21 protein-coding genes are annotated in these 21,337 nt (G+C 59.4%); 7 read left to right on the top strand and 14 right to left on the bottom strand.

The window, feature by feature from the left end; genetic code table 11:
• Window positions 1-19: 19 nt before the first annotated feature.
• On the bottom strand, window positions 20-187 hold the full coding sequence (locus AD668_RS26595; RefSeq protein WP_003437744.1) for a rubredoxin: 168 nt from the start codon (window positions 185-187) through the stop codon (window positions 20-22).
• 200 nt (window positions 188-387) lie between these two features.
• Between AD668_RS26595 and AD668_RS26600 the strand changes: the two genes are divergently transcribed.
• Both AD668_RS26600 and ubiA read left to right on the top strand, forming a co-directional pair.
• Window positions 388-951 (top strand): chorismate lyase, encoded by a 564-nt coding sequence (locus AD668_RS26600; protein WP_053163907.1) that lies wholly within the window; start codon window positions 388-390, stop codon window positions 949-951.
• Window positions 951-1,841 carry a 4-hydroxybenzoate octaprenyltransferase gene (ubiA, locus tag AD668_RS26605; RefSeq protein ID WP_053163908.1) on the top strand — a complete coding sequence of 297 codons (891 nt, stop codon included), beginning with the start codon at window positions 951-953 and terminating at the stop codon, window positions 1,839-1,841. Before AD668_RS26600 ends, ubiA begins: the two co-directional genes overlap by 1 nt.
• Window positions 1,842-1,899: 58 nt before the next feature.
• On the opposite strand, the gene AD668_RS26610 is transcribed toward ubiA, so the two are convergent.
• Window positions 1,900-2,283: a hypothetical protein gene (locus tag AD668_RS26610; protein ID WP_053163911.1), complete on the bottom strand. Its 384-nt coding sequence runs from the start codon at window positions 2,281-2,283 to the stop codon at window positions 1,900-1,902.
• Between the two features lie 152 nt (window positions 2,284-2,435).
• Between AD668_RS26610 and phoB the strand changes: the two genes are divergently transcribed.
• From phoB to AD668_RS26625, 3 genes are all read left to right on the top strand, one after another.
• Complete coding sequence (gene phoB, locus AD668_RS26615; RefSeq protein ID WP_003229608.1) at window positions 2,436-3,125, top strand: phosphate regulon transcriptional regulator PhoB; 690 nt, start codon at window positions 2,436-2,438, stop codon at window positions 3,123-3,125.
• A 75-nt stretch (window positions 3,126-3,200) separates the two neighbouring features.
• Window positions 3,201-4,487 carry a phosphate regulon sensor histidine kinase PhoR gene (gene phoR, locus AD668_RS26620; protein ID WP_305729004.1) on the top strand — a complete coding sequence of 429 codons (1,287 nt, stop codon included), beginning with the start codon at window positions 3,201-3,203 and terminating at the stop codon, window positions 4,485-4,487.
• 124 nt (window positions 4,488-4,611) lie between these two features.
• The gene (locus tag AD668_RS26625) at window positions 4,612-5,952 is read left to right on the top strand and encodes a hemolysin family protein (protein WP_053163915.1); all 1,341 of its coding nucleotides are present in this window, start codon (window positions 4,612-4,614) and stop codon (window positions 5,950-5,952) included.
• 69 nt (window positions 5,953-6,021) lie between these two features.
• On the opposite strand, the gene AD668_RS26630 is transcribed toward AD668_RS26625, so the two are convergent.
• The 8 genes from AD668_RS26630 to AD668_RS26665 all read right to left on the bottom strand — a co-directional run bounded on the left by AD668_RS26630 (window position 6,022) and on the right by AD668_RS26665 (window position 16,782).
• Entirely contained in the window at window positions 6,022-6,942 is a 921-nt protein-coding gene (locus AD668_RS26630; RefSeq protein ID WP_053163917.1) for a peptidoglycan DD-metalloendopeptidase family protein, read from the bottom strand.
• Window positions 6,943-7,117: 175 nt separating this feature from the next.
• The gene (locus AD668_RS26635) at window positions 7,118-8,020 is read right to left on the bottom strand and encodes a response regulator (RefSeq protein WP_053163919.1); all 903 of its coding nucleotides are present in this window, start codon (window positions 8,018-8,020) and stop codon (window positions 7,118-7,120) included.
• A gap of 168 nt (window positions 8,021-8,188) precedes the next feature.
• Window positions 8,189-8,950 carry a phosphate signaling complex protein PhoU gene (phoU, locus tag AD668_RS26640; protein ID WP_053163921.1) on the bottom strand — a complete coding sequence of 254 codons (762 nt, stop codon included), beginning with the start codon at window positions 8,948-8,950 and terminating at the stop codon, window positions 8,189-8,191.
• A 110-nt stretch (window positions 8,951-9,060) separates the two neighbouring features.
• The gene (gene pstB, locus AD668_RS26645) at window positions 9,061-9,894 is read right to left on the bottom strand and encodes a phosphate ABC transporter ATP-binding protein PstB (RefSeq protein ID WP_053163923.1); all 834 of its coding nucleotides are present in this window, start codon (window positions 9,892-9,894) and stop codon (window positions 9,061-9,063) included.
• A gap of 164 nt (window positions 9,895-10,058) precedes the next feature.
• A complete protein-coding gene (gene pstA / locus AD668_RS26650; RefSeq protein WP_053163925.1) occupies window positions 10,059-11,729 on the bottom strand; it encodes a phosphate ABC transporter permease PstA in 1,671 nt (556 codons plus the stop codon).
• A 16-nt stretch (window positions 11,730-11,745) separates the two neighbouring features.
• A complete protein-coding gene (locus AD668_RS26655; RefSeq protein WP_172681869.1) occupies window positions 11,746-13,779 on the bottom strand; it encodes an ABC transporter permease subunit in 2,034 nt (677 codons plus the stop codon).
• A gap of 466 nt (window positions 13,780-14,245) precedes the next feature.
• Window positions 14,246-15,247 (bottom strand): phosphate ABC transporter substrate-binding protein PstS family protein, encoded by a 1,002-nt coding sequence (locus AD668_RS26660; RefSeq protein WP_053163929.1) that lies wholly within the window; start codon window positions 15,245-15,247, stop codon window positions 14,246-14,248.
• A gap of 236 nt (window positions 15,248-15,483) precedes the next feature.
• Window positions 15,484-16,782, bottom strand: coding sequence for an MFS transporter (locus AD668_RS26665; RefSeq protein ID WP_053163931.1), 1,299 nt, complete (start codon window positions 16,780-16,782; stop codon window positions 15,484-15,486).
• A 373-nt stretch (window positions 16,783-17,155) separates the two neighbouring features.
• On the opposite strand from AD668_RS26665, the gene AD668_RS26670 reads away from it, so the two are divergent.
• Window positions 17,156-17,560 carry an acyl-CoA thioesterase gene (locus tag AD668_RS26670; protein ID WP_053164119.1) on the top strand — a complete coding sequence of 135 codons (405 nt, stop codon included), beginning with the start codon at window positions 17,156-17,158 and terminating at the stop codon, window positions 17,558-17,560.
• Window positions 17,561-17,630: 70 nt separating this feature from the next.
• Window positions 17,631-18,530: a D-hexose-6-phosphate mutarotase gene (locus AD668_RS26675; RefSeq protein ID WP_053163933.1), complete on the top strand. Its 900-nt coding sequence runs from the start codon at window positions 17,631-17,633 to the stop codon at window positions 18,528-18,530.
• A 75-nt stretch (window positions 18,531-18,605) separates the two neighbouring features.
• On the opposite strand, the gene AD668_RS26680 is transcribed toward AD668_RS26675, so the two are convergent.
• The 4 genes from AD668_RS26680 to purE all read right to left on the bottom strand — a co-directional run bounded on the left by AD668_RS26680 (window position 18,606) and on the right by purE (window position 21,170).
• A complete protein-coding gene (locus AD668_RS26680; RefSeq protein WP_053163935.1) occupies window positions 18,606-19,142 on the bottom strand; it encodes a DUF3299 domain-containing protein in 537 nt (178 codons plus the stop codon).
• Between the two features lie 83 nt (window positions 19,143-19,225).
• Window positions 19,226-19,471, bottom strand: coding sequence for a GlsB/YeaQ/YmgE family stress response membrane protein (locus AD668_RS26685; RefSeq protein WP_053163936.1), 246 nt, complete (start codon window positions 19,469-19,471; stop codon window positions 19,226-19,228).
• Between the two features lie 113 nt (window positions 19,472-19,584).
• The gene (locus tag AD668_RS26690; protein ID WP_053163938.1) at window positions 19,585-20,667 is read right to left on the bottom strand and encodes a 5-(carboxyamino)imidazole ribonucleotide synthase; all 1,083 of its coding nucleotides are present in this window, start codon (window positions 20,665-20,667) and stop codon (window positions 19,585-19,587) included.
• A gap of 11 nt (window positions 20,668-20,678) precedes the next feature.
• Window positions 20,679-21,170, bottom strand: a complete 492-nt coding sequence (purE, locus tag AD668_RS26695) for a 5-(carboxyamino)imidazole ribonucleotide mutase (protein WP_007971731.1) — start codon at window positions 21,168-21,170, stop codon at window positions 20,679-20,681.
• Between the last annotated feature and the right edge of the window lie 167 nt (window positions 21,171-21,337).

The following is a 21,337-nucleotide window of genomic DNA, read 5'->3' on the forward strand; positions in this document are numbered from 1 at the left end:
CCCAACTCCCAATGTTTGATTAGTTGATTTCGATCATTTCGAAATCCATTTTGCCCACGCCGCAGTCCGGGCACAGCCAGTCTTCGGGCACGTCCTGCCACAAAGTGCCAGGCGCAATGCCGTCATCCGGCCAGCCGTCGGCTTCGTTGTAGATCAGGCCGCAGACGATACATTGCCACTTTTTCATTCAGGTACTTCCTCAGGTTTCAGGCGTTTTGCCGGCGCGGACGGTCGATGGTTGAAGCGCTGCCGTCCGGCTCAGCGCGTTTTGTACTGATCGAGCCCGGTAGATGCAAGCCTGTTCGGCGCAACGGCGGGCCGTTGAATCAATATCGGTGGCTGACATGGTAAGCTCGCCGCCTCATTTGCTGCCAACAATGACTCATTGTGCATCACACAGACTCCCCCTCCCCGGCCCCGCTCTGGCTCTCCCGCAGCCGATTGGCGCCCCTGCCCGACGCCCCCATTCTGGACTGGCTTTTTGACGAAGGCTCGCTGACCCGACGCCTTATTCACCTGTCGAATGATGCCTTCAGCGTCACGCCGTTGTTCGAAGGCTGGCAGCCGCTGCGCACCGATGAATGCGCTGCGCTGGACCTGGCCGAAGGCAGTGAAGGCTGGGTGCGCGAGGTGTATTTGCGTGGTCATGGCGAAACGTGGGTGTTCGCCCGCAGCGTGGCATCACGCAGTGCCTTGCAAGGCGACGGCTTGCACATGGACGAACTGGGCAGCCGTTCGCTGGGTGAGTTGCTGTTTTGCGACCGGGCGTTCCAGCGCCAGGCCATTGAGGTTTGCCATTACCCGCAAGCGTGGTTGCCGAGCGACGTGCGGGCACCTGAATTATGGGGCCGCCGTTCGCGTTTCGATCGGGGTGCGTTGAGCATCCTGGTGGCTGAAATATTCCTGCCGACCCTGTGGAACGCCGCCGGCGTCCAACCGGAGAACCGTTGATGTACCAGAGCCTGCTCAAGTCCCTGAACCGCTTGAATCCACGGGCCTGGGATTTCATTCAGTTGACACGCATGGACAAGCCGATCGGCATTTACCTGCTGCTGTGGCCGACGCTGTGGGCGTTGTGGATTGCGGGCAAGGGCTCGCCTTCATTGGCGAACATCGTGATTTTCGTCCTCGGCGTGGTGCTGACCCGCGCAGGCGGTTGCGTGATCAACGACTGGGCCGACCGCAAGGTCGATGGCCACGTGAAACGCACCGAGCAGCGCCCGCTGGTGAGCGGCAAGATCAGCTCCAAAGAAGCGCTGGTGTTCTTTGCGCTGCTGATGGGCGTGAGTTTCCTGCTGGTGCTGTGCACCAACGCTGCCACGATCTGGCTGTCGCTGGGCGGGCTGGCGCTGGCGTTCAGTTACCCGTTCATGAAGCGCTACACCTATTACCCGCAAGTGGTGCTGGGCGCGGCGTTTTCCTGGGGCATGCCGATGGCGTTCACCGCAGAAACCGGTGAATTGCCGGCTGTCGCTTGGTTGCTGTGGATCGCCAACCTGATGTGGACGGTGGGTTACGACACGTACTACGCGATGACCGACCGCGATGACGACCTGAAGATCGGGGTGAAATCCACCGCGATTCTGTTTGGCGACGCGGACCGGGCGATCATCCTGACCTTGCAAGGTTTGGCGCTGGGCTGCCTGTTGCTGGCGGGGTCGAAGTTCGACCTTGGCGGCTGGTTCCACCTCGGCTTGCTGACGGCGGCGGGCTGCTTTGCGTGGGAGTTCTGGTACACCCGCGACAAGGACCGGATGCGTTGCTTCAAGGCGTTTTTGCACAACCATTGGGCGGGGTTGGCGATTTTTGTCGGGATTGTGCTGGATTATGCCTTGCGGTGACCGTTGAAAAGATCGCAGCCTGCGGCAGCTCCTACGAAAGCTGCGATCATTGTTGGATTTACATATGCTCGCGGACGACGTGCCAGACGTCTTTCATCTTGTCGCCCGTCATGTCCCCGGGCGCTTTGTCCTTGACGAAGTAGTACAGCGGTTTGCCACCGTAAGCCCACTGCATCGTCCCGTCGTCACGGGTGATGACTGTCCATTTACCTTCAGGCTTGGCGCCCGCTTCGGCTTTCAGCGGTGGCCAGTTTTCTGCGCATTGCCCGGTGCACACCGACTTGCCACCCGTGTCCTTGTCGAAGGTGTACAAGGTCATGCCTTTATGGTCGGTCATCATGCCGTCTTTCATCATCGCCGGTTCGGCAGCAAAGGCCATCGAAGGCAAGAGCAGCGCGGCCGCCAGTAGCAACGCTTTGAAGGAATGCGAGTGTTGTGTCATGGAAACCTTCCTTTTGTGGTTGTCAGGATTCGGACTTAGAGCTTAGTCCAGGATCCAGCCAATCGCCGGGTGTCTAAAATACTGTCACACGACTGCAATAATTCCGTTATCTAATGCGGCACAAGACAGTTAAATGACAAGAGGATTAAGGCATGGTTGGCAGGAGCATTCTGATCGTCGACGACGAAGCGCCCATTCGCGAAATGATCGCCGTTGCGTTGGAAATGGCCGGCTATGACTGCCTGGAGGCTGAAAACTCTCAGCAAGCCCACGCCATTATCGTCGACCGTAAACCGGACCTGATCCTGCTCGACTGGATGCTGCCCGGCACCTCCGGCATCGAGCTGGCCCGTCGTCTCAAGCGCGATGAGCTGACCGGGGATATTCCGATCATCATGCTCACCGCCAAGGGCGAAGAGGACAACAAGATCCAGGGCCTGGAAGTCGGCGCCGACGACTACATCACCAAGCCGTTTTCTCCGCGAGAACTGGTGGCGCGCCTCAAGGCCGTGCTGCGCCGCGCCGGTCCGACCGATGGCGAAGCCCCGATCGAAGTCGGCGGCCTGCTGCTGGACCCGATCAGCCACCGCGTGACCATCGATGGCCGTCCTGCGGAAATGGGCCCGACCGAATACCGCCTGCTGCAATTCTTCATGACCCATCAGGAGCGCGCTTACACCCGTGGCCAGTTGCTTGATCAGGTCTGGGGCGGCAACGTCTACGTTGAAGAGCGAACCGTCGACGTGCACATCCGCCGTCTTCGCAAAGCCCTCGGCGATGCTTACGAAAATCTGGTACAAACCGTGCGCGGCACTGGCTATCGGTTCTCGACCAAGGCCTGATCCAACCGCCAGACTCGCTGACAAGGACGCAAATTTTCCGTGAACCAAAACTGGCATGGCACCCTGATTCGCCACATGCTGCTGCTGGTCACCGCCTGCCTGGTGATCGGCCTGATCACCGGCTATTACGGCTGGAGCCTCGCCGCAGGCCTGGGTCTTTACCTGGCCTGGACCCTCAAACAATTGCTGCGCCTGCACGAATGGCTGCGCCTGCATAAACCCGATGAAGCGCCACCTGACGGCTACGGTTTGTGGGGCGAAGTGTTCGACAGCATCTATCACCTGCAGCGCCGCGACCAACGCGTACGGGGGCGTCTGCAAGCGGTGATCGATCGCGTTCAGGAGTCCACCGCCGCGCTGAAAGATGCGGTGATCATGCTCGATACCGACGGCAATCTGGAATGGTGGAACCGCGCCGCTGAAACGTTGCTGGGCCTCAAGACCCCGCAAGACAGCGGTCAGCCAGTGACCAACCTGGTGCGCCACCCGCGCTTCAAGGAGTATTTCGAGCAGGACAATTACGCCGAACCGCTGGAGATTCCTTCACCGACCAACGATCGCGTGCGCATTCAGCTGTACATCACCCGCTACGGCAACAACGAGCACCTGATGCTGGTGCGCGACGTCACGCGCATCCATCAGCTGGAACAGATGCGCAAAGACTTCATTGCCAACGTTTCCCATGAACTGCGCACACCGTTGACGGTGATCTGCGGCTATCTGGAAACCCTGCTCGACAACGTCGAGGACGTGAACCCGCGCTGGAGCCGTGCCTTGCAGCAAATGCAGCAACAGGGCGGGCGCATGCAAACGCTGCTCAACGACTTGTTGCTGCTGGCCAAACTGGAAGCCACCGATTACCCGTCGGACAACCAACCGGTGCCCATCGACAGTTTGCTGCAATCGATCAAGGGCGATGCCCAGCAGCTCTCGGGGCACAAAAACCAGCGCATCACCCTGGAAGCCGATCCGACAATACTGCTCAAGGGCAGCGAAGCCGAATTGCGCAGCGCGTTTTCCAACCTGGTGTTCAACGCGGTGAAGTACACCCCGGCCGAAGGCAGTATCCGCATTCGCTGGTGGGGCGATGACCAGGGTGCACACCTGAGCGTGCAGGATTCCGGGATCGGTATCGACAGCAAACACCTGCCGCGCCTGACCGAACGCTTCTATCGCGTCGACTCCAGCCGTAACTCCAATACCGGCGGCACCGGCCTGGGGTTGGCGATCGTGAAACACGTTTTGTTACGACACCGGGCGCGGATGGAAATCAGCAGCGTACCCGGCCACGGCAGCACCTTTACCTGCCATTTTGCACCGGCCCAGGTCACTCAAACACGGGCCATCAGCGCCACGGATTGATACCGGCCAGCACGCGCCACTAGGCAATTGCCAAGTCAGCCGCTACATTGGCTGACTTGTGCCTGCCTTTCAGGCACGACTTTTCCTTTCCTTTCGAATTACACGGAACCCGCAAAACTCCATCATGGACCCTTCCCCTGGCTTTACCCTCGCTACAATTTTCGCCGACTTCGGCATGATTCTTTTTGCTTTGATCCTGGTTTTGCTCAACGGATTCTTCGTTGCGGCGGAATTTGCCATGGTCAAACTGCGCTCGACCCGGGTCGAAGCCATCGCTGAACAGAACGGCTGGCGCGGGCACATCCTGCGCACCGTGCACAACCAGCTCGATGCCTACCTGTCGGCCTGTCAGCTGGGTATTACCCTGGCGTCCCTGGGTCTTGGCTGGGTCGGTGAGCCGGCCTTCGCGCACATTCTTGAGCCGTTGCTGAGCGCCGTCGGCGTCGAGTCGGCCGAGATCGTCAAGGGCGTGTCGTTCTTCACCGCGTTCTTCATCATTTCGTACCTGCACATCGTTGTCGGCGAACTGGCTCCGAAATCCTGGGCCATCCGCAAACCCGAATTGCTGTCGCTGTGGACCGCCGTGCCGCTGTACCTGTTTTACTGGGCCATGTACCCGGCGATTTACCTGCTCAATGCCAGCGCCAACACCATTTTGCGCATCGCCGGCCAGGGTGAACCCGGCCCGCATCACGAGCATCACTACAGCCGTGAAGAACTGAAACTGATCCTGCACTCCAGCCGTGGCCAGGACCCCAGCGACCAAGGCATGCGTGTGCTGGCTTCGGCAGTGGAAATGGGCGAACTGGAAGTGGTCGACTGGGCCAACTCCCGCGAAGACCTGGTGACCCTGGAATTCAACGCACCGCTCAAGGAAATCCTGGCGATGTTCCGTCGCCACAAGTTCAGCCGTTATCCGGTGTACGACAGCGAGCGCCAGGAGTTTGTCGGCCTGCTGCACATCAAGGACCTGCTGCTTGAGTTAGCGGCCCTGGACCACATCCCGGAGTCGTTCAACCTCGCCGAACTGACCCGCCCGCTGGAGCGCGTGTCGCGGCACATGCCGCTGTCACAGTTGCTAGAGCAATTCCGCAAGGGCGGTTCGCACTTCGCCGTGGTCGAAGAGGCCGACGGCAACATCATCGGCTACCTGACCATGGAAGATGTGCTTGAAGTGCTGGTCGGCGACATCCAGGACGAGCACCGCAAGGCCGAACGCGGCATTCTTGCGTATCAACCAGGCAAGCTGCTGGTCCGGGGCGATACGCCGCTGTTCAAGGTTGAGCGCCTGTTGGGCATCGACCTCGACCACGTGGAAGCAGAAACGCTTGCCGGGCTGGTCTATGAGAGCCTCAAGCGGGTGCCGGAAGAGGAAGAAGTGCTGGAAGTCGAAGGTCTGCGCATCATCATCAAGAAAATGAAAGGGCCGAAGATTGTGCTGGCCAAGGTGTTGATGCTGGATTGACGTCTATCGCGAACCTGTAGGAGCCGGCTTGCTGGCGATGGGTGCGCCGCGGTGTCATGTGATACCGCGTTATCGTTCATCGCCAGCAAGCCGGCTCCTACTGCCCAACGCAAAGTTGGGCAGCGCGCTCACCGGCTGGTTGAACTGGTACGGAATCGATACCAGCCCCAGCCCGGTATTGCGCTGCACCACGAAGTGCAAATGCGGCCCGGTGCTGTTGCCGGTGTTTCCCGACAGCGCCAAGGCACTGCCCACCGCCACCTGTTGCCCTTCTCGAACCTTTACCGAGCCTTTCTTCAAGTGCAGGTAAACCCCCATGGTCCCGTCTTCGTGCAACACCCGCACGAAATTGCCGGATGCATCGCTGCCGCGCGCGCGCTGTCTGTTCTCGGTTTTCACCACCACCCCGCCTCGGGCGGCAATGATCGGCGTGCCCTCAGGCATCGCAATGTCTATCGCATAACGGCTCTTGGGGCCGAAGTGGCTGTAGGGGCCATTGGCGCCCTGGCTTATCCGGAATGGCCCGCCACGCCAGGGCAATGGATACCGATAGCCCACCATGGAACCTGAGGGGTCGCCCAGGGAGTATTTGAACGTCGGGACATACGCGAGGGGCTTTCCAGCATTGGTCGCCGTGAGCTGCGCCAGACGAACGCTGGAACGTTGCGGTATCACCCGCCGAATTGTCCGCTTCGACACCCCGCTGGCGTTCTTCACCCCGGCGAAACTCAATTCAACCTCTACCGGCGCATACAGGTCATTGCGCACGTACACACTGTGCACGCCGTTTTTCTTCATGACGATCAGGCGTACCTGGCGCTCAAGGTGCTCCTCCATGCGATCGCGAAAAACGAACACGTGGGCGCCTTTGCTGGGGCGGTCACTGTAGGTGACCACGCCATAGACGTCTTTGGATTTGTAGATGGTCATCGCCACGGCCGAGGTGGCGACCATGAATAGGCCACATAAAAACAGCAGGCGCGTGAACATGGGCAAAGGCTCTGTCGAGTTAGGCCTGGAACTCAGCCTAGCAGCTGCAATGGACCCGGCTAGTCGGCAGATGTTTCAGAACGCGTGTTCAGCAGAAGTGCGGTAGCCGTGATGGCCCCGTCGCGAGCTCGCTCCACGCGGCGATCCGACAATGGCGGCCTACAGGCGACACACCTCAAGCGCCTGGAATGAAGTGCTTCTGCGCCGTGCCTCGGGCAATCAGGCGGGAGATGTAGTCGAGTTTCTGCGCATCCTGATCGACAAAGCGGAAGGTCAGTTGCAACCAGTCGCTGTCAGGCTTTGGCTCATGGGCTGCGACAGCATGCAGGTAGCCGTTCAGGCGAGCGATTTCAGCACTCTCGCCCTGCTCCAGATCCAGTACGGCGCTGTCGAGAACCTGCGGCAGGGACTCGGTGCGTTTGACCACCAACAGCGCTTCCTTGAGGCTCAAGGCCTTGATCACGCATTGGGTGATGCCACTGGGCAAGCGCAGTTGACCCTGGCCACGCCCTCCGCCGGCGTCTGCGACCACTGTCGCCTTGACCGGCTGGCTGTTGAGCAGGCCACGGGCAGGCGCGGCGGCAGGTGCCGTGGGTGCAACCCCGGCAGGCTTGCCGCCAGTCAAAGCGCTCAGGGAATCGTTGGCGAAGGCGGGGCTCGTCTTGGTGGCAGCGATATTGATCAAAGCATCGAGTTTGCCAACCTTGTGCAGCGCCTGTTTGACCTTGGTCAGCAGCTGCTCGTTAGTGAATGGCTTACTGACATAACCGGATACCCCGGCCTGAATCGCCTGGACGACGTTATCTTTGTCGCCACGGCTGGTCACCATCACAAAGGGCATGGTTTTCAGGTTGTCTTGCTCGCGGCACCAGGTCAGCAGCTCCAGGCCGGACATTTCCGGCATCTCCCAATCGCACAGGACCAGGTCGAACGCTTCCTTGGCCAGCATGGCTTGCGCCTTTCTGCCGTTGACTGCGTCTTCGATTCGCATGCCGGGGAAGTAGTTGCGCAGACACTTCTTCACCAGGTCACGAATGAACGACGCATCGTCCACGACCAACACACTGACCTTACTCATCCAAAAACCCCTTTAAAAAATCCCGGCCAGCACAACGCTTTGCTAATGGCACTTTGCCAAAACCCTCAGTCACGCCGGACGTTTCGTTCGCGGGGTGCTGCTTTTCGGATTCGTGAGCCGCAAACAAAAACGCCCAGCCAAAAGGCTGGGCGCTTTACTTGGGCAACCTTACTTATCGTCAGATTTGCCCGGAACATTAGCGGTTTCGCCGCTGGTCCCTTCAACTTCTTCCTTCATGCGCTTGAGGCCCAGGTGTCGCACGTCGGTACCGCGCACCAGGTAAATCACCAGCTCCGAAATGTTGCGCGCGTGGTCGCCGATGCGTTCCAGTGAGCGCAGAACCCAGATAATGCTCAAGACCCGCGAAATAGAACGCGGGTCTTCCATCATGTAGGTTGCCAACTCGCGCAGGGCGGTCTTGTATTCGCGGTCGATGATCTTGTCGTACTGCGCCACCGACAAAGCCAGGTCGGCATCGAAACGGGCAAAAGCGTCCAGTGCATCACGGACCATGTTTCGCACTTGGTCGCCAATGTGGCGAACCTCGACGTAACCGCGTGGTGCTTCGCCTTCTTCGCACAACTGAATGGCGCGACGGGCAATCTTGGTCGCTTCGTCACCGATGCGCTCCAGGTCGATCACCGACTTGGAGATGCTGATGATCAGACGCAAGTCGGACGCGGCCGGCTGACGACGGGCCAGAATGCGCAGGCATTCTTCGTCGATGTTGCGTTCCATCTGGTTGATCTGGTCGTCGATCTCGCGCACCTGCTGGGCCAGACCGGAATCGGCCTCGATCAGCGCGGTCACCGCGTCGTTGACCTGCTTCTCGACCAGCCCGCCCATTGCCAGGAGATGGCTGCGCACCTCCTCAAGCTCGGCGTTGAACTGCTGGGAGATGTGGTGTGTCAGGCCTTCCTTAGAAATCATGTTGTTTGCTCCGCAAAAGCTGTGAGCTGCAAGCTACTAGCTGCAAGCTGCTGTGTGTCGTACCCGAACCGCTCTACTTGCCGCTTGAAGCGTGCGGCTTGAAGCTGCTGCTAGCCATAGCGACCGGTGATGTAGTCTTCGGTCTGCTTTTTCGCCGGATTGGTGAACAGGGTGTCGGTGTCACCGAACTCCACCAGCTTGCCCATGTACATGAACGCCGTGTAGTCGGAAACCCGCGCGGCCTGTTGCATGTTGTGGGTCACGATGACGATGGTGAACTTCGATTTCAGTTCGTAGATCAACTCTTCGACTTTCAGCGTGGAGATCGGGTCGAGTGCCGAGCACGGTTCGTCGAGCAGCAGCACTTCCGGCTCTACGGCGATGGTGCGGGCAATGACCAGACGTTGCTGTTGACCACCGGACAGGCCGAGTGCCGATTCATGCAGGCGGTCTTTGACTTCATCCCACAGTGCCGCGCCTTTCAATGCCCACTCGACAGCTTCGTCGAGCACGCGCTTCTTGTTGATGCCTTGAATACGCAGGCCGTAGACCACGTTTTCGTAAATGGTTTTCGGGAACGGGTTCGGCTTCTGGAACACCATCCCGACGCGGCGACGCAACTCGGCCACGTCTTCGCCCTTGCGATAGATGTTGTTGCCGTACAGGTTGATGGCGCCTTCTACGCGGCAACCATCGACCAGGTCGTTCATGCGGTTGAAGGTCCGCAGCAGCGTGGACTTGCCGCAGCCGGACGGGCCGATGAAGGCGGTCACGCGCTGTTTCGGGATGTTCATGCTGACGTCATACAGCGCTTGTTTGTCGCCGTAGAACAGGCTCAGGCCCGGCACTTCGATGGCTACGGTTTCCTGATCGAGATTCAGGCTCTGCTTGTCGCGACCCAGGGCCGACATGTTGATGCCGTGGGTATGTGTTTCGTGCTGCATGGGAGGCTCCCTGTGCTAACAAATTCGGTTCAGTAGACCGCGGGCCGTGCCCGCGGGTTACACAATTCTTTGTAGGAGCCGGCTTGCTGGCGATGCTGGCAACTCGGTGCAGCAGGCTCACCATGGTGATGCCTTCGCCAGCAAGCCGGCTCCTACAGGGTTGATCAGCTATCCAGCGCTTTGTATTTCTCGCGCAGGTGGTTCCGGATGTAGACCGCCGACAGGTTCAACGTGGCGATCACCAGCACCAACAGCAGCGCCGTGGCATACACCAGCGGTCTGGCTGCTTCAACGTTCGGGCTCTGGAAGCCGACGTCATAAATGTGGAAGCCCAGATGCATGATCTTCTGGTCCAGGTGCAGGTACGGGTAGTTACCGTCCACCGGCAGCGACGGCGCCAATTTCACCACGCCAACCAGCATCAGCGGTGCCACCTCACCGGCGGCACGGGCCACCGCGAGGATCATGCCGGTCATCATCGCCGGGCTGGCCATCGGCAACACGATCTTCCACAAGGTTTCAGCCTTGGTCGCACCGAGGGCCAACGAGCCTTCACGCACGGTGCGAGGAATCCGCGCCAGACCTTCTTCAGTAGCCACGATCACCACCGGCACCGCCAGCAGCGCCAGGGTCAACGAAGCCCACATCAAACCCGGTGTACCGAAGGTCGGTGCCGGCAAGGCTTCGGGGAAGAACAGACGGTCCAGCGATCCACCCAGCACATAGACGAAAAAGCCCAGGCCGAACACGCCGTACACGATGGCCGGAACACCCGCCAGGTTGTTCACTGCGATGCGGATCACCCGGGTCAACGCGTTCTGCTTGGCGTATTCACGCAAGTACACCGCTGCCAGCACTCCAAACGGAGTCACGATCATCGCCATGATCAAGGTCATCATCACGGTGCCGAAGATCGCCGGGAAAATCCCGCCTTCGGTGTTTGCTTCACGCGGGTCGTCGCTCAGGAACTCCCAGACCTTGCTGAAGTAGAAACCGATCTTGGTAAAGGTCCCCATGGCGTTCGGCTGATAGGCGTGAACCACTTTGCCGATGTCGATAACGATTTCCTTACCGTTCGCGTCGCGAGCGGTAAGGCTGTCGCGGTTGAACTGCGCATGCAGGTCAGCCAGACGTGCTTCGATATCCTGATAGCGAGCATTGAGTTCGGCACGCTCCGATTCCATGTCCGCTTGTGCGGTGGCATCGAGCTTGCCTTCCAGCTCCAGCTTGCGGCCGTGCAAACGGATGCGTTCAAGACCGGCGTTGATCGCGCCGATATCGGTTTTTTCCAGGCTCTTGAGCTGGGCGGCCAGCTTGTTCACGCGCTCGACACGGGCCTGCAACTCCGGCCATGCGGCTTCGCCTTCAGCAATGACCTTGCCGTCCTGCTTGACGTTGACCAGGTAGCCGTAGAAGTTGCCCCACTCGCGACGCTCGATGGCCATCAGCTCAGGTGGCGTCTGCTGATTGGTCAGCCACTCGCCGACGATCCAGGTGAAATCGCTGCCGTTCAGGTCTCGGTTACCGACCTTGATCAGCTCACGAGTCATGAACTCAGGGCCTTGATCCGGCACCGGAAGACCCGCGCTCTTGAGTCGTGCACGTGGCACTTCTTCTTTCTGCACCACTTCGCCGATGACCAGGTGATTAGCCTGGCCCGGTACGTCGTAGCTGGCGTGGATCAGGTCCGCCGGCCAGAAGTGGCCCAGACCGCGCACGGCAATCACTGCCAGCAGGCCAATGGTCATGATGACCGCAATGGACACCGCCCCACCGCTGATCCAGACGCCAGGGGCGCCGCTCTTGAACCATCCTTTCAGGGAGTTCTGTTTCACAGACTTCTACCTTTGCTTAAAGCGACGAGTATTTCTTGCGCAGACGCTGACGAATCAGTTCTGCGAGGGTGTTCATGACGAAGGTGAACAACAGCAGCACCAGCGCCGAGAGGAACAGCACGCGGTAGTGGCTGCCGCCGACTTCCGATTCGGGCATTTCCACCGCAACGTTGGCAGCCAGAGTGCGCAGGCCTTCGAACAGGTTCATTTCCATGACCGGTGTGTTGCCGGTGGCCATCAACACGATCATGGTTTCACCGACCGCACGACCCATGCCGATCATCAGCGCCGAGAAGATGCCCGGGCTGGCGGTGAGGATCACCACGCGCGTCATGGTCTGCCATGGCGTCGCACCGAGGGCCAGAGAGCCCAGGGTCAAGCCACGCGGCACGCTGAACACGGCGTCTTCGGCGATGGAATAGATGTTCGGGATCACCGCGAAGCCCATGGCCAGACCCACCACCAGTGCGTTGCGCTGGTCGTAGGTGATGCCCAGGTCGTGAGAGATCCACATGCGCATGTCACCGCCGAAGAACCAGTTCTCCATGAACGGGCTCATGTACAGCGAGAGCCAGCCCACGAACAGGATCACTGGAATCAGCAAGGCGCTTTCCCAGCCGTCAGGGACTTTCAGGCGAATCGACTCAGGCAGGCGACTGAAGGTGAAACCGGCGACCAGGATGCCGATCGGCAGCAACATCAGCAGACTGAAGATGCCTGGCAAATGTCCTTCCACATAAGGTGCGAGGAACAGACCAGCGAAGAAACCGAGGATCACCGTCGGCATCGCTTCCATCAGCTCGATCACCGGCTTGACCTTGCGGCGCATGCCCGGCGCCATGAAGTACGCAGTGTAGATCGCCGCGGCAACGGCCAGCGGAGCAGCCAGAAGCATGGCGTAGAACGCAGCTTTCAGGGTGCCGAAGGTCAGGGGCGACAGGCTCAGCTTGGGTTCGAAGTCGGTGTTGGCGGCGGTCGATTGCCAGACGTATTTAGGCTCGTCGTAGTTCTCGTACCAGACCTTGCTCCACAACGCGCTCCACGACACTTCCGGGTGCGGGTTGTCGAGCAGCAGCGGTTGCAACTTGCCGCCAGCTTCCACGATCACGCGGTTGGCCCGTGGCGACAGACCGAAAACACCCTCGCCTTCAACAACCGGCTCCACCAGCAAAGTGCGGTGGGCGGTGCTGTGGAACACGCCGAGCTTGCCGGAGGCGTCGAGTGCAATGAAGCCCTTGCGGCGCTCTTCGGCGGTAATTTCAACGATAGGCGTGGTGCCCATCTGGAAGGTACGGATCTGCTTCAGGCGCTGTTCGCCATCCGGGTCGCGGGCCATGAACCACTGGGCCAGGCCACCTTTGGAGTCACCCAGGATCAGCGAGATACCGCCCACCAGTTGAGTACTGGCAGTGATTTCAGCGTCGCCGTTTTCCAGCAGTTTGTAGCGACCGTTGAGGCTCTTGTCGCGCAGACTGAATACGTCGGCCTGGGCGCGCCCGTTAATCACATACAGCCACTGCTGACGCGGGTCGACGAAGATGTTCTTCACCGGCTCGGTCATTTGCGGCAGGTCGATGCGCTTCTGTTCGTTGGTGATTTCGCCGGTCATCATGTTTTCTTCGCTGGTCAGCGACAGAACATTGAGTTGCGAACCGGTGGAGCCGACCAGCATCAGGGTCGAATCGTTGGCGTTGAGGCTGACGTGCTCAAGGGCACCGCCGGCTTCGTTCAGCGCGATTGGCGCTTCGCCATACGGATACTCGATGGCCGGCGAGATGGTTTTCTTGCCGTCCGGGTAGCTGACTTTGTAAGTGTGGCGGAACACCAGTGCCTGACCGTTGGACAGGCCCACGGCCACCAGCGGTTGACCTGGCTGGTCTTCACCGATGGAGGTCACGGTGGTACCGGCTGGAACAGGCAGATCGACGCGCTTGAGTTCGGCGCCACTGTCGATATCGAAGAACAATGCCTGGCCTTTGTCGGATACCCGCATGGCCACCTGGTTCTGCTCTTCAAGGGAGATCATCAGCGGCTTGCCGGCGTCTTGCATCCAGGCTGGCGTGATGGCGTCCCTGGACGTCAGGCTGGCACCCTGGAACAGGGGCGCAACGACGTAGGCAAGGAAGAAGAAAATCAGGGTGATCGCGCCGAGAACAGCGAGGCCGCCCACGAGGACGTACCAGCGAGTCAGGCGATCTTTGAGCGCGCGAATGCGGCGCTTGCGTTGCAGCTCAGGCGTATTGAAATCAATTCGCTTGGGGGGATTAGTAGTCATGTTGGAATTGGCCAGATCATTCATTCGCACACCCTAGCGATCCTGTATGACAGAAAGATGACAGTGCAGTGACGCAGCAAATCCGCCGTTGGGGTTAACCAGCAGCGGATCGGGAAATTTGGGCGGTGTAGGAGCCGGCTTGCTGGCGAAAATGGTACATCCGATACATTTTCTGCGGATGGATGACCATCGCCAGCAAGCCGGCTCCTACAGAGTCCGAGGTAAACCCGGGCTCAGGGTTTTACTTTTTTGCGACTTCAGCGCCGCCTTCCTTCAAACCCAGGTCAGCCAGCGCTTTGGCAGCAACCTTGGCTGGCAGTGGGATGTACCCGTCTTTCACGACAACTTCCTGACCCTGTTTGGACAGGATCAGTTTCACGAATTCGGCTTCCAGCGGGGCCAGAGGCTTGTTCGGAGCTTTGTTGACGTACACGTACAGGAAGCGCGACAGCGGGTACTTGCCGTTCAGGGCGTTTTCTTCGGTGTCTTCGACGAAGTCCTGGCTGCCTTTCTTGGCCAGTGCCACGGTCTTCACGCTAGCGGTCTTGTAGCCGATGCCCGAGTAACCGATGCCGTTCAGCGAGGAGCTGATCGACTGCACGACCGAAGCCGAGCCTGGTTGCTCGTTGACGTTTGGCTTGTAGTCGCCTTTGCACAGGGCTTCTTCTTTGAAGTAGCCGTAAGTGCCGGATACCGAATTACGACCGAACAGTTGCACCGGCTTGTTGGCCAGGTCGCCGGTCACACCCAGGTCACCCCAGGTTTTCACGTCGGTTTTAGCGCCGCACAGACGAGTGGACGAGAAGACCGCGTCGACCTGTTCCATGGTCAGGTGCTGGATCGGGTTGTCCTTGTGTACGAATACCGCCAGGGCATCCACGGCAACCGGGATAGCGGTTGGCTTGTAGCCGTACTTCTGCTCGAAGGCAGCCAGTTCGGTGTCCTTCATTTTGCGGCTCATCGGGCCCAGGTTGGAGGTGCCTTCAGTCAACGCAGGAGGTGCAGTGGCGGAGCCAGCGGCCTGAATCTGAATGTTTACGTTCGGGTATTCTTTTTTGTAGTTCTCAGCCCAGAGCGTCATGAGGTTGGCCAGGGTGTCGGAACCAACGCTGGACAGGTTGCCCGACACACCAGTGGTCTTGGTGTAGCTCGGGATAGCAGGGTCAACAGCGGCAACCGCGTTGGCAGTCGCAACGCCAGCAGCGACAAAAGTCATTGCCGCCATCAAACGCTTCAGTTTCATGCCTTACTCCTAGCAGATAGGGTGTGTTAAGTCGGGGCCAAGTATCAGCAGGCCGTGTGAACACTCTATGGCTGAAATATGACAATTGGATGAAAGGCCAGCATTCCGTTCTTTTCAGGGTGATTCACGGTGCCCCCAATCGCCAGCAGGCTGGCCCCCACAGTTGAAATGCATTCCAAATGTGGGAGCCAGCCTGCTGGCGATTGGGCTAGTACAGAGAATGAAAAAAGTCGAGATCAGCGTCCCTTCTTCCAGAGATACGCACCCACCACAATCCCGACCCCGCACAGCACCGCCACATAATAAGCGGGCCCCATCGCACTCTCCTTGAGCAGCAAACTGACAACCATCGGCGTCAGGCCACCGAAAATCGCGTAGGCGACGTTGTACGAAAACGACAGACCGCTGAAGCGCACCACCGGAGGGAACGCCTTGACCATCACGTACGGCACCGCACCAATCGTGCCGACCAGCAAACCGGTCAGGGCGTACATCGGGAACAGCCAGTCGGGATGGTCGGCCAGGCTGTGATAGAAGGTCCACGAACTGGCCAGCAACGCCGCACAGCCAAACACCAAGACGCGTCCCGCACCGAAGCGATCGGCCAGCGCGCCGGCAATGACGCAACCAAAACTCAGGAACACGATCGCCAGGCTGTTCGCTTGCAGGGACGTGGTCGGCGAGAAGTGATAGACCGTTTGCAGAACAGTCGGAGTCATCAAAATCAATACAACGATCCCGGCAGAGAGCAGCCAGGTCAGCAGCATCGAAATGGCAATGGCACCACGATGATCACGCAGCACCGCGCGCAGCGGAACCTCTTCGGCCAGCGCCTTGCGCAGTTGCAGCTCGGCAAACACTGGCGTTTCGTGCAACCAGCGACGCAGATACACCGAGAACAGGCCGAACACGCCGCCCAGCAAGAACGGAATCCGCCAGGCGTAATCCGCCACTTCCACCGGGGTATAAATGCTATTGATCGCAGTGGCGACCAGAGAACCCAGCAAGATGCCCGCCGTCAGGCCGCTGGTCAGGGTGCCGCAGGCGTAGCCAATGTGACGCTGCGGGACGTGTTCGGAAACAAAGACCCACGCTCCCGGCACTTCACCGCCAATGGCCGCGCCCTGAATCACCCGCATCAACAGCAACAGGATGGGTGCCCACAGGCCAATCTGCGCATAGGTCGGCAACAGGCCCATGATCAGGGTCGGCACGGCCATCATGAAAATGCTCAAGGTGAACATTTTCTTGCGGCCCAGCAGGTCGCCAAAATGCGCCATCACAATGCCGCCCAACGGCCGTGCCAGGTAGCCGGCGGCGAAGATGCCGAAGGTCTGCATCAGCCGCAGCCATTCAGGCATGTCCGGCGGGAAGAACAGCTTGCCCACCACCGTTGCGAAAAATACGAAAATGATGAAGTCGTAGAACTCGAGCGCACCGCCCAGGGCGGACAACGACAGCGTCTTGTAGTCATTACCGGTCAATGGACGTGCGGGTTGCTCGGGTTGCGCGATGCTCGAGGGCGCTGGGGTCATGGCAAGGGCTTCTCTTATAGTCGGATCTGCAACCTCAACAACGCTGGTGGAGGCTTGGGCAGGACCGGCACGATAGCAAATTGTTCGAAAAAGCACATAGAGGTGCGTTTTTGACGGTCAAAATGAGAACCCGACGGTCGTCTCGGAGTCTACCGACCGATATACTTACACCATTGCTCCGGTTTTTGAGGGGTTGCTGTGCGAAGACGTCGTTGGCCCTACTCAACGGTACCAGCCGATTTCGCAGAGTTTCCCTTTAGGCGCCTTAGGAAAACGTGACGAACGTAGTATGTTCGGTGCTGAATCGTTTTTCCCGAAGACGGCTACCACCAGCAGTACCAACGAAGAGTCACGGGTCAGAGGCACCCCCGGCATGATAGAGCTCGAACAAGAAGATCCAATCCCGCAAGGCGATCTGGCCCTGCAAATCACCGCGCTTCCTCGCGAAACCAACGGCTTCGGCGATATTTTCGGCGGTTGGCTGGTGGCGCAAATGGATTTGGCGGGCACCGCGATGGCCAGCAAGGTTGCTGGCGGGCGCGTCGCCACCGTGGCGATTGACCGCATGGCGTTCCTGGTACCGGTAGCGGTGGGTGCTCAGCTCTCCTTTTATACCCAGGCGCTGGAAATCGGTCGCAGCTCGATCAAGATGATGGTTGAAGTCTGGAGCGACGATCCGTTGTCCAGCGAGTGGCGTAAAGTAACCGAAGCGGTGTTTGTGTTCGTCGCCATCGATGGTAGCGGCCGCACTCGCTCGGTTCCAGCAAGGGCTCGCTGAAGGCGATTCTAAACCTGGCGTTTGTTTTGCGGTCTGTAGTCGTCATTGTTCCTGATCGAGAGCTGTCCCCATGAGCACGCCCGACGTTGAAGCGGTAAAACTGGATGAACTGAACTGCTGGCGCATCCGCCACGGTCAGGCCGAATTACTGGTGGCCCAGCAAGGCGCGCACATCCTCAGTTATCAACTGGCGGGCGAGCCGCCGCTGATCTGGCTTAATGATGAGGCCGTATTCAAGACCGGCAAGAGCATCCGTGCCGGCGTGCCGGTTTGCTGGCCGTGGTTTGGCAATCTGGCGCGCAATCCGCAAAGCGTCCAGGCGATGCGCGTCAGCGATGAAGCGCCGACGGCTCACGGTTTGGTGCGAGCGATGGACTGGGAGCTGGGCGGCATCGAAGCCGATGGCGAAAGCCTGAAGATCGAATTCCTCCTGCCCTACCCCGAAGGCGGCTTGCCGGGCTGGCCGCATCAGGTGGATTTGAAGCTGAGCATTCGTCTGGATGAGCAACTGCACATCAGCCTGACCAGCCTCAACCAGGGCAACGAGACCGTGAGCATCAGCCAGGCGCTGCACAGTTACTTCGCCGTCAGCGATGTGCGCCAGGTGCATGTCGAAGGCCTCGATGGCTTGAACTACATCGAGACACTGGACGACTGGAAAACCGTCACTCAAAACGGTGATCTGCATTTTACCGGCGAGACCGACCGCATCTACCTCGACACACCAGCGCAATTGAACATCGTTGATCCGCATTGGGAGCGTCGCATCGAACTCACCAGCAGCGGTTCGCGATCGGCAGTGATCTGGAATCCATGGATCGACCGCGCCGCCGCGTTCAGCGACATGGCTGACGATGGCTGGCAACGCATGCTGTGCATCGAAACGGCGAATGTGATGGGTGATGTGGTGAACCTGGCGCCGGGTTCCAGTCATACCCTTGGCGTGAGTATCGGCAGCAAACCACTGTAAACCTGTAGGAGCCGGCTTGCCGGCGATGGCGCCCTCAAGATCGCTATCGCCAGCAAGCCGGCTCCTACAGTACTTTTACAAATCCGACTCTTCCACGACTCTCACTTTCGCCGCATCCAGCGCATACGCCGCATCCGCCAGATCATTACTGACCTTCTCGACCTTCAACGTGCCGGTCACCCACAGCGGTGTGTAGATATCGTTCAGCTTCAAGCCTTTCGGATATCGCACCAGCACCAGTTGATTCGGCGGTGGAGGCGGCACATGAATGCAGGCGCCCGGATACGGCACGAGGAAGAACAACGTGCTGTGGCCCTTGCCATCGGTTTCCAACGGCACCGGATAACCGCCAATACGGATGTTCTTGTCGTTCATCGACGCCACGGTTTTGGACGAATACATCACCGCCGGCAAACCTTTGGCCTGCTTCATCCCACCCTTCTCGGTAAAGGTGCCAGTGGCTTCGGGCGAGTCGTGGTCGATTTCGGGCATGGCCTCGAGGGCTTTCTGGTCCGACTTGGGCATCAGTTCGAGCCAGTCGGTTTCCGGCAGCTCGCCGGCATGGGCAAGGCCCGCACCCAGTAATAGAAATGTCAGCAGAAGACGGCGCATGAAGGTGCTCGGTAAGGATAAGGAAATCGCCGAGCATTCTAGCCCTCCCGGCTTGCGCGGCCGAGAGGGGTTTGTCGCTTGAATCAGTTCTTTTTGACCAGGCCGTAGATCACCAGCAATACAACAGCGCCTACCAGTGCACCAATGAAGCCGGCACCTTCACCTGCCTGATAAATACCCAGGGCCTGGCCGCCGTAGGTGGCTGCCAGCGAACCGCCGATACCGAGCAGGATGGTCATGATCCAGCCCATGTTGTCATCGCCCGGTTTGAGGAACCGTGCGAGCAGCCCGACGATCAAGCCGATAAAGATGGTTCCGATAATACCCATGGCATTTCCCTCTGATTGAATTGGCTGGGTCCTAGCCAAAGCCTAGTCAGACTTTGGCATCCTGCCATCAGAGAGCGGTGCGACCTCAATGGTTCCACCGCTGCCACATGAAACTATTCGGCGATGAGCGCTTCGACCTTGAGGATCTGTGCGGCCAGCGTCTCGCGGTCTGCGCAACGCAGGTTGGCGTGACCGACCTTGCGACCGACCTTGAACGCCTTGCCGTAGTGATGCAGATGGCAATCGGCGATAGCGATCACTTTCTCGGTGTCCGGCACTTTACCGATGAAGTTGAGCATTGCGCTCTCGCCGACCTTGGCCGTCGAACCCAGCGGCAGACCGGCAACAGCCCGCAAGTGGTTTTCGAACTGGCTGCACTCGGCGCCCTCGGTGGTCCAGTGCCCGGAGTTGTGCACACGCGGGGCGATTTCGTTGGCTTTGAGGCCACCGTCGACTTCAAAGAACTCGAACGCCATCACACCGACATAATCCAGCTGTTTAAGCACACGACTGGAGTAGTCTTCGGCCAGGGCTTGCAGCGGGTGATCGGTGCTGGCCACGGACAACTTGAGAATGCCGCTGTCGTGGGTGTTGTGCACCAGCGGATAGAACTTCGTTTCGCCATCGCGAGCGCGCACGGCGATCAGCGAGACTTCGCCGGTGAACGGCACGAAGCCTTCCAGCAGGCACGCCACGCTGCCCAACTCGGCGAACGTCCCGACGACGTCTTCAGGCGTGCGCAGAACTTTCTGGCCCTTGCCGTCGTAACCCAAGGTGCGGGTTTTGAGAACCGCCGGTAGGCCGATGGAAGCCACGGCAGCGTCGAGGTCAGTCTGGGACTGGATGTCGGCGAACGCCGGGGTTGGAATCCCCAGGTCCTTGAACATGCTTTTTTCGAACCAGCGATCACGGGCGATGCGCAGGGCTTCGGCGCTCGGGTATACCGGCACGAATTGCGACAGGAACGCTACGGTTTCGGCTGGAACGCTTTCGAACTCGAACGTCACCAGATCGACTTCATCAGCCAATTGACGCAGGTGATCCTGATCGCCGTAATCGGCCCGCAGATGTTCGCCCAACGCCGCCGCACAAGCGTCCGGTGCCGGGTCGAGGAAAGCGAAGTTCATGCCCAGCGGAGTGCCCGCCAGTGCCAACATGCGACCCAACTGGCCGCCACCGATTACACCGATTTTCATCGTCAACAACCTCAGGCGATGCGTGGGTCTGGATTTTCCAGGACGCTGTCTGTCTGTTCAGCACGGAAGGTTTTCAGCACCGCGTGGAACTGCGGGTGCTTGGCGCCCAGGATACTCGCCGACAGCAACGCAGCGTTGATCGCACCCGCCTTGCCGATGGCCAGGGTGGCGACCGGGATACCCGCAGGCATCTGCACAATAGAGAGCAGCGAATCGACGCCCGATAGCATCGCCGACTGGACTGGCACGCCAAGCACAGGCAGGTGGGTCTTGGCCGCACACATGCCTGGCAGGTGGGCCGCACCACCGGCCCCGGCAATGATCACCTCGATGCCACGCGCCTCGGCTTCTTCAGCGTACTGGAACAGCAGGTCCGGGGTGCGGTGGGCAGAAACCACTTTCACCTCGTAAGGGATGCCGAGCTTTTCCAGCATATCGGCGGTGTGGCTAAGGGTGGACCAATCGGACTTTGAGCCCATGATCACGCCAACCAATGCACTCATCGTCGTGCCTCTTCTCTCTGGGCGCCCGCAGGCGCATCAAAAAACAACAAGCCACGCAGGATGCGTGGCTTGATTGTACGAATTATGGCCGGTCGTAACCGGCCGAAGGCCGCGCAGTATACCTCAAAGAAGCAGATAAACAGCCCCTGTGGCGACCATCTGTCATG

Origin of the sequence: Pseudomonas sp. P1.8, from assembly GCF_001269805.1 — a bacterium.
Classification (GTDB): Bacteria; Pseudomonadota; Gammaproteobacteria; order Pseudomonadales; family Pseudomonadaceae; genus Aquipseudomonas.

Bases quoted from the DNA above. Each gene is read 5' to 3' on its own strand.
- AD668_RS26595 (WP_003437744.1), bottom strand. From the start codon at position 187: ATGAAAAAGTGGCAATGTATCGTCTGCGGCCTGATCTACAACGAAGCC.
- ubiA (WP_053163908.1), top strand. From the start codon at position 951: ATGTACCAGAGCCTGCTCAAGTCCCTGAACCGCTTGAATCCACGGGCC.
- AD668_RS26610 (WP_053163911.1), bottom strand. From the start codon at position 2,283: ATGACACAACACTCGCATTCCTTCAAAGCGTTGCTACTGGCGGCCGCG.
- phoB (WP_003229608.1), top strand. From the start codon at position 2,436: ATGGTTGGCAGGAGCATTCTGATCGTCGACGACGAAGCGCCCATTCGC.
- phoR (WP_305729004.1), top strand. From the start codon at position 3,201: ATGCTGCTGCTGGTCACCGCCTGCCTGGTGATCGGCCTGATCACCGGC.
- AD668_RS26625 (WP_053163915.1), top strand. From the start codon at position 4,612: ATGGACCCTTCCCCTGGCTTTACCCTCGCTACAATTTTCGCCGACTTC.
- AD668_RS26630 (WP_053163917.1), bottom strand. From the start codon at position 6,942: ATGTTCACGCGCCTGCTGTTTTTATGTGGCCTATTCATGGTCGCCACC.
- AD668_RS26635 (WP_053163919.1), bottom strand. From the start codon at position 8,020: ATGAGTAAGGTCAGTGTGTTGGTCGTGGACGATGCGTCGTTCATTCGT.
- phoU (WP_053163921.1), bottom strand. From the start codon at position 8,950: ATGATTTCTAAGGAAGGCCTGACACACCACATCTCCCAGCAGTTCAAC.
- pstB (WP_053163923.1), bottom strand. From the start codon at position 9,894: ATGCAGCACGAAACACATACCCACGGCATCAACATGTCGGCCCTGGGT.
- AD668_RS26655 (WP_172681869.1), bottom strand. From the start codon at position 13,779: ATGCAAGACGCCGGCAAGCCGCTGATGATCTCCCTTGAAGAGCAGAAC.
- AD668_RS26660 (WP_053163929.1), bottom strand. From the start codon at position 15,247: ATGAAACTGAAGCGTTTGATGGCGGCAATGACTTTTGTCGCTGCTGGC.
- AD668_RS26665 (WP_053163931.1), bottom strand. From the start codon at position 16,782: ATGACCCCAGCGCCCTCGAGCATCGCGCAACCCGAGCAACCCGCACGT.
- AD668_RS26670 (WP_053164119.1), top strand. From the start codon at position 17,156: ATGATAGAGCTCGAACAAGAAGATCCAATCCCGCAAGGCGATCTGGCC.
- AD668_RS26675 (WP_053163933.1), top strand. From the start codon at position 17,631: ATGAGCACGCCCGACGTTGAAGCGGTAAAACTGGATGAACTGAACTGC.
- AD668_RS26680 (WP_053163935.1), bottom strand. From the start codon at position 19,142: ATGCGCCGTCTTCTGCTGACATTTCTATTACTGGGTGCGGGCCTTGCC.
- AD668_RS26685 (WP_053163936.1), bottom strand. From the start codon at position 19,471: ATGGGTATTATCGGAACCATCTTTATCGGCTTGATCGTCGGGCTGCTC.
- AD668_RS26690 (WP_053163938.1), bottom strand. From the start codon at position 20,667: ATGAAAATCGGTGTAATCGGTGGCGGCCAGTTGGGTCGCATGTTGGCA.
- purE (WP_007971731.1), bottom strand. From the start codon at position 21,170: ATGAGTGCATTGGTTGGCGTGATCATGGGCTCAAAGTCCGATTGGTCC.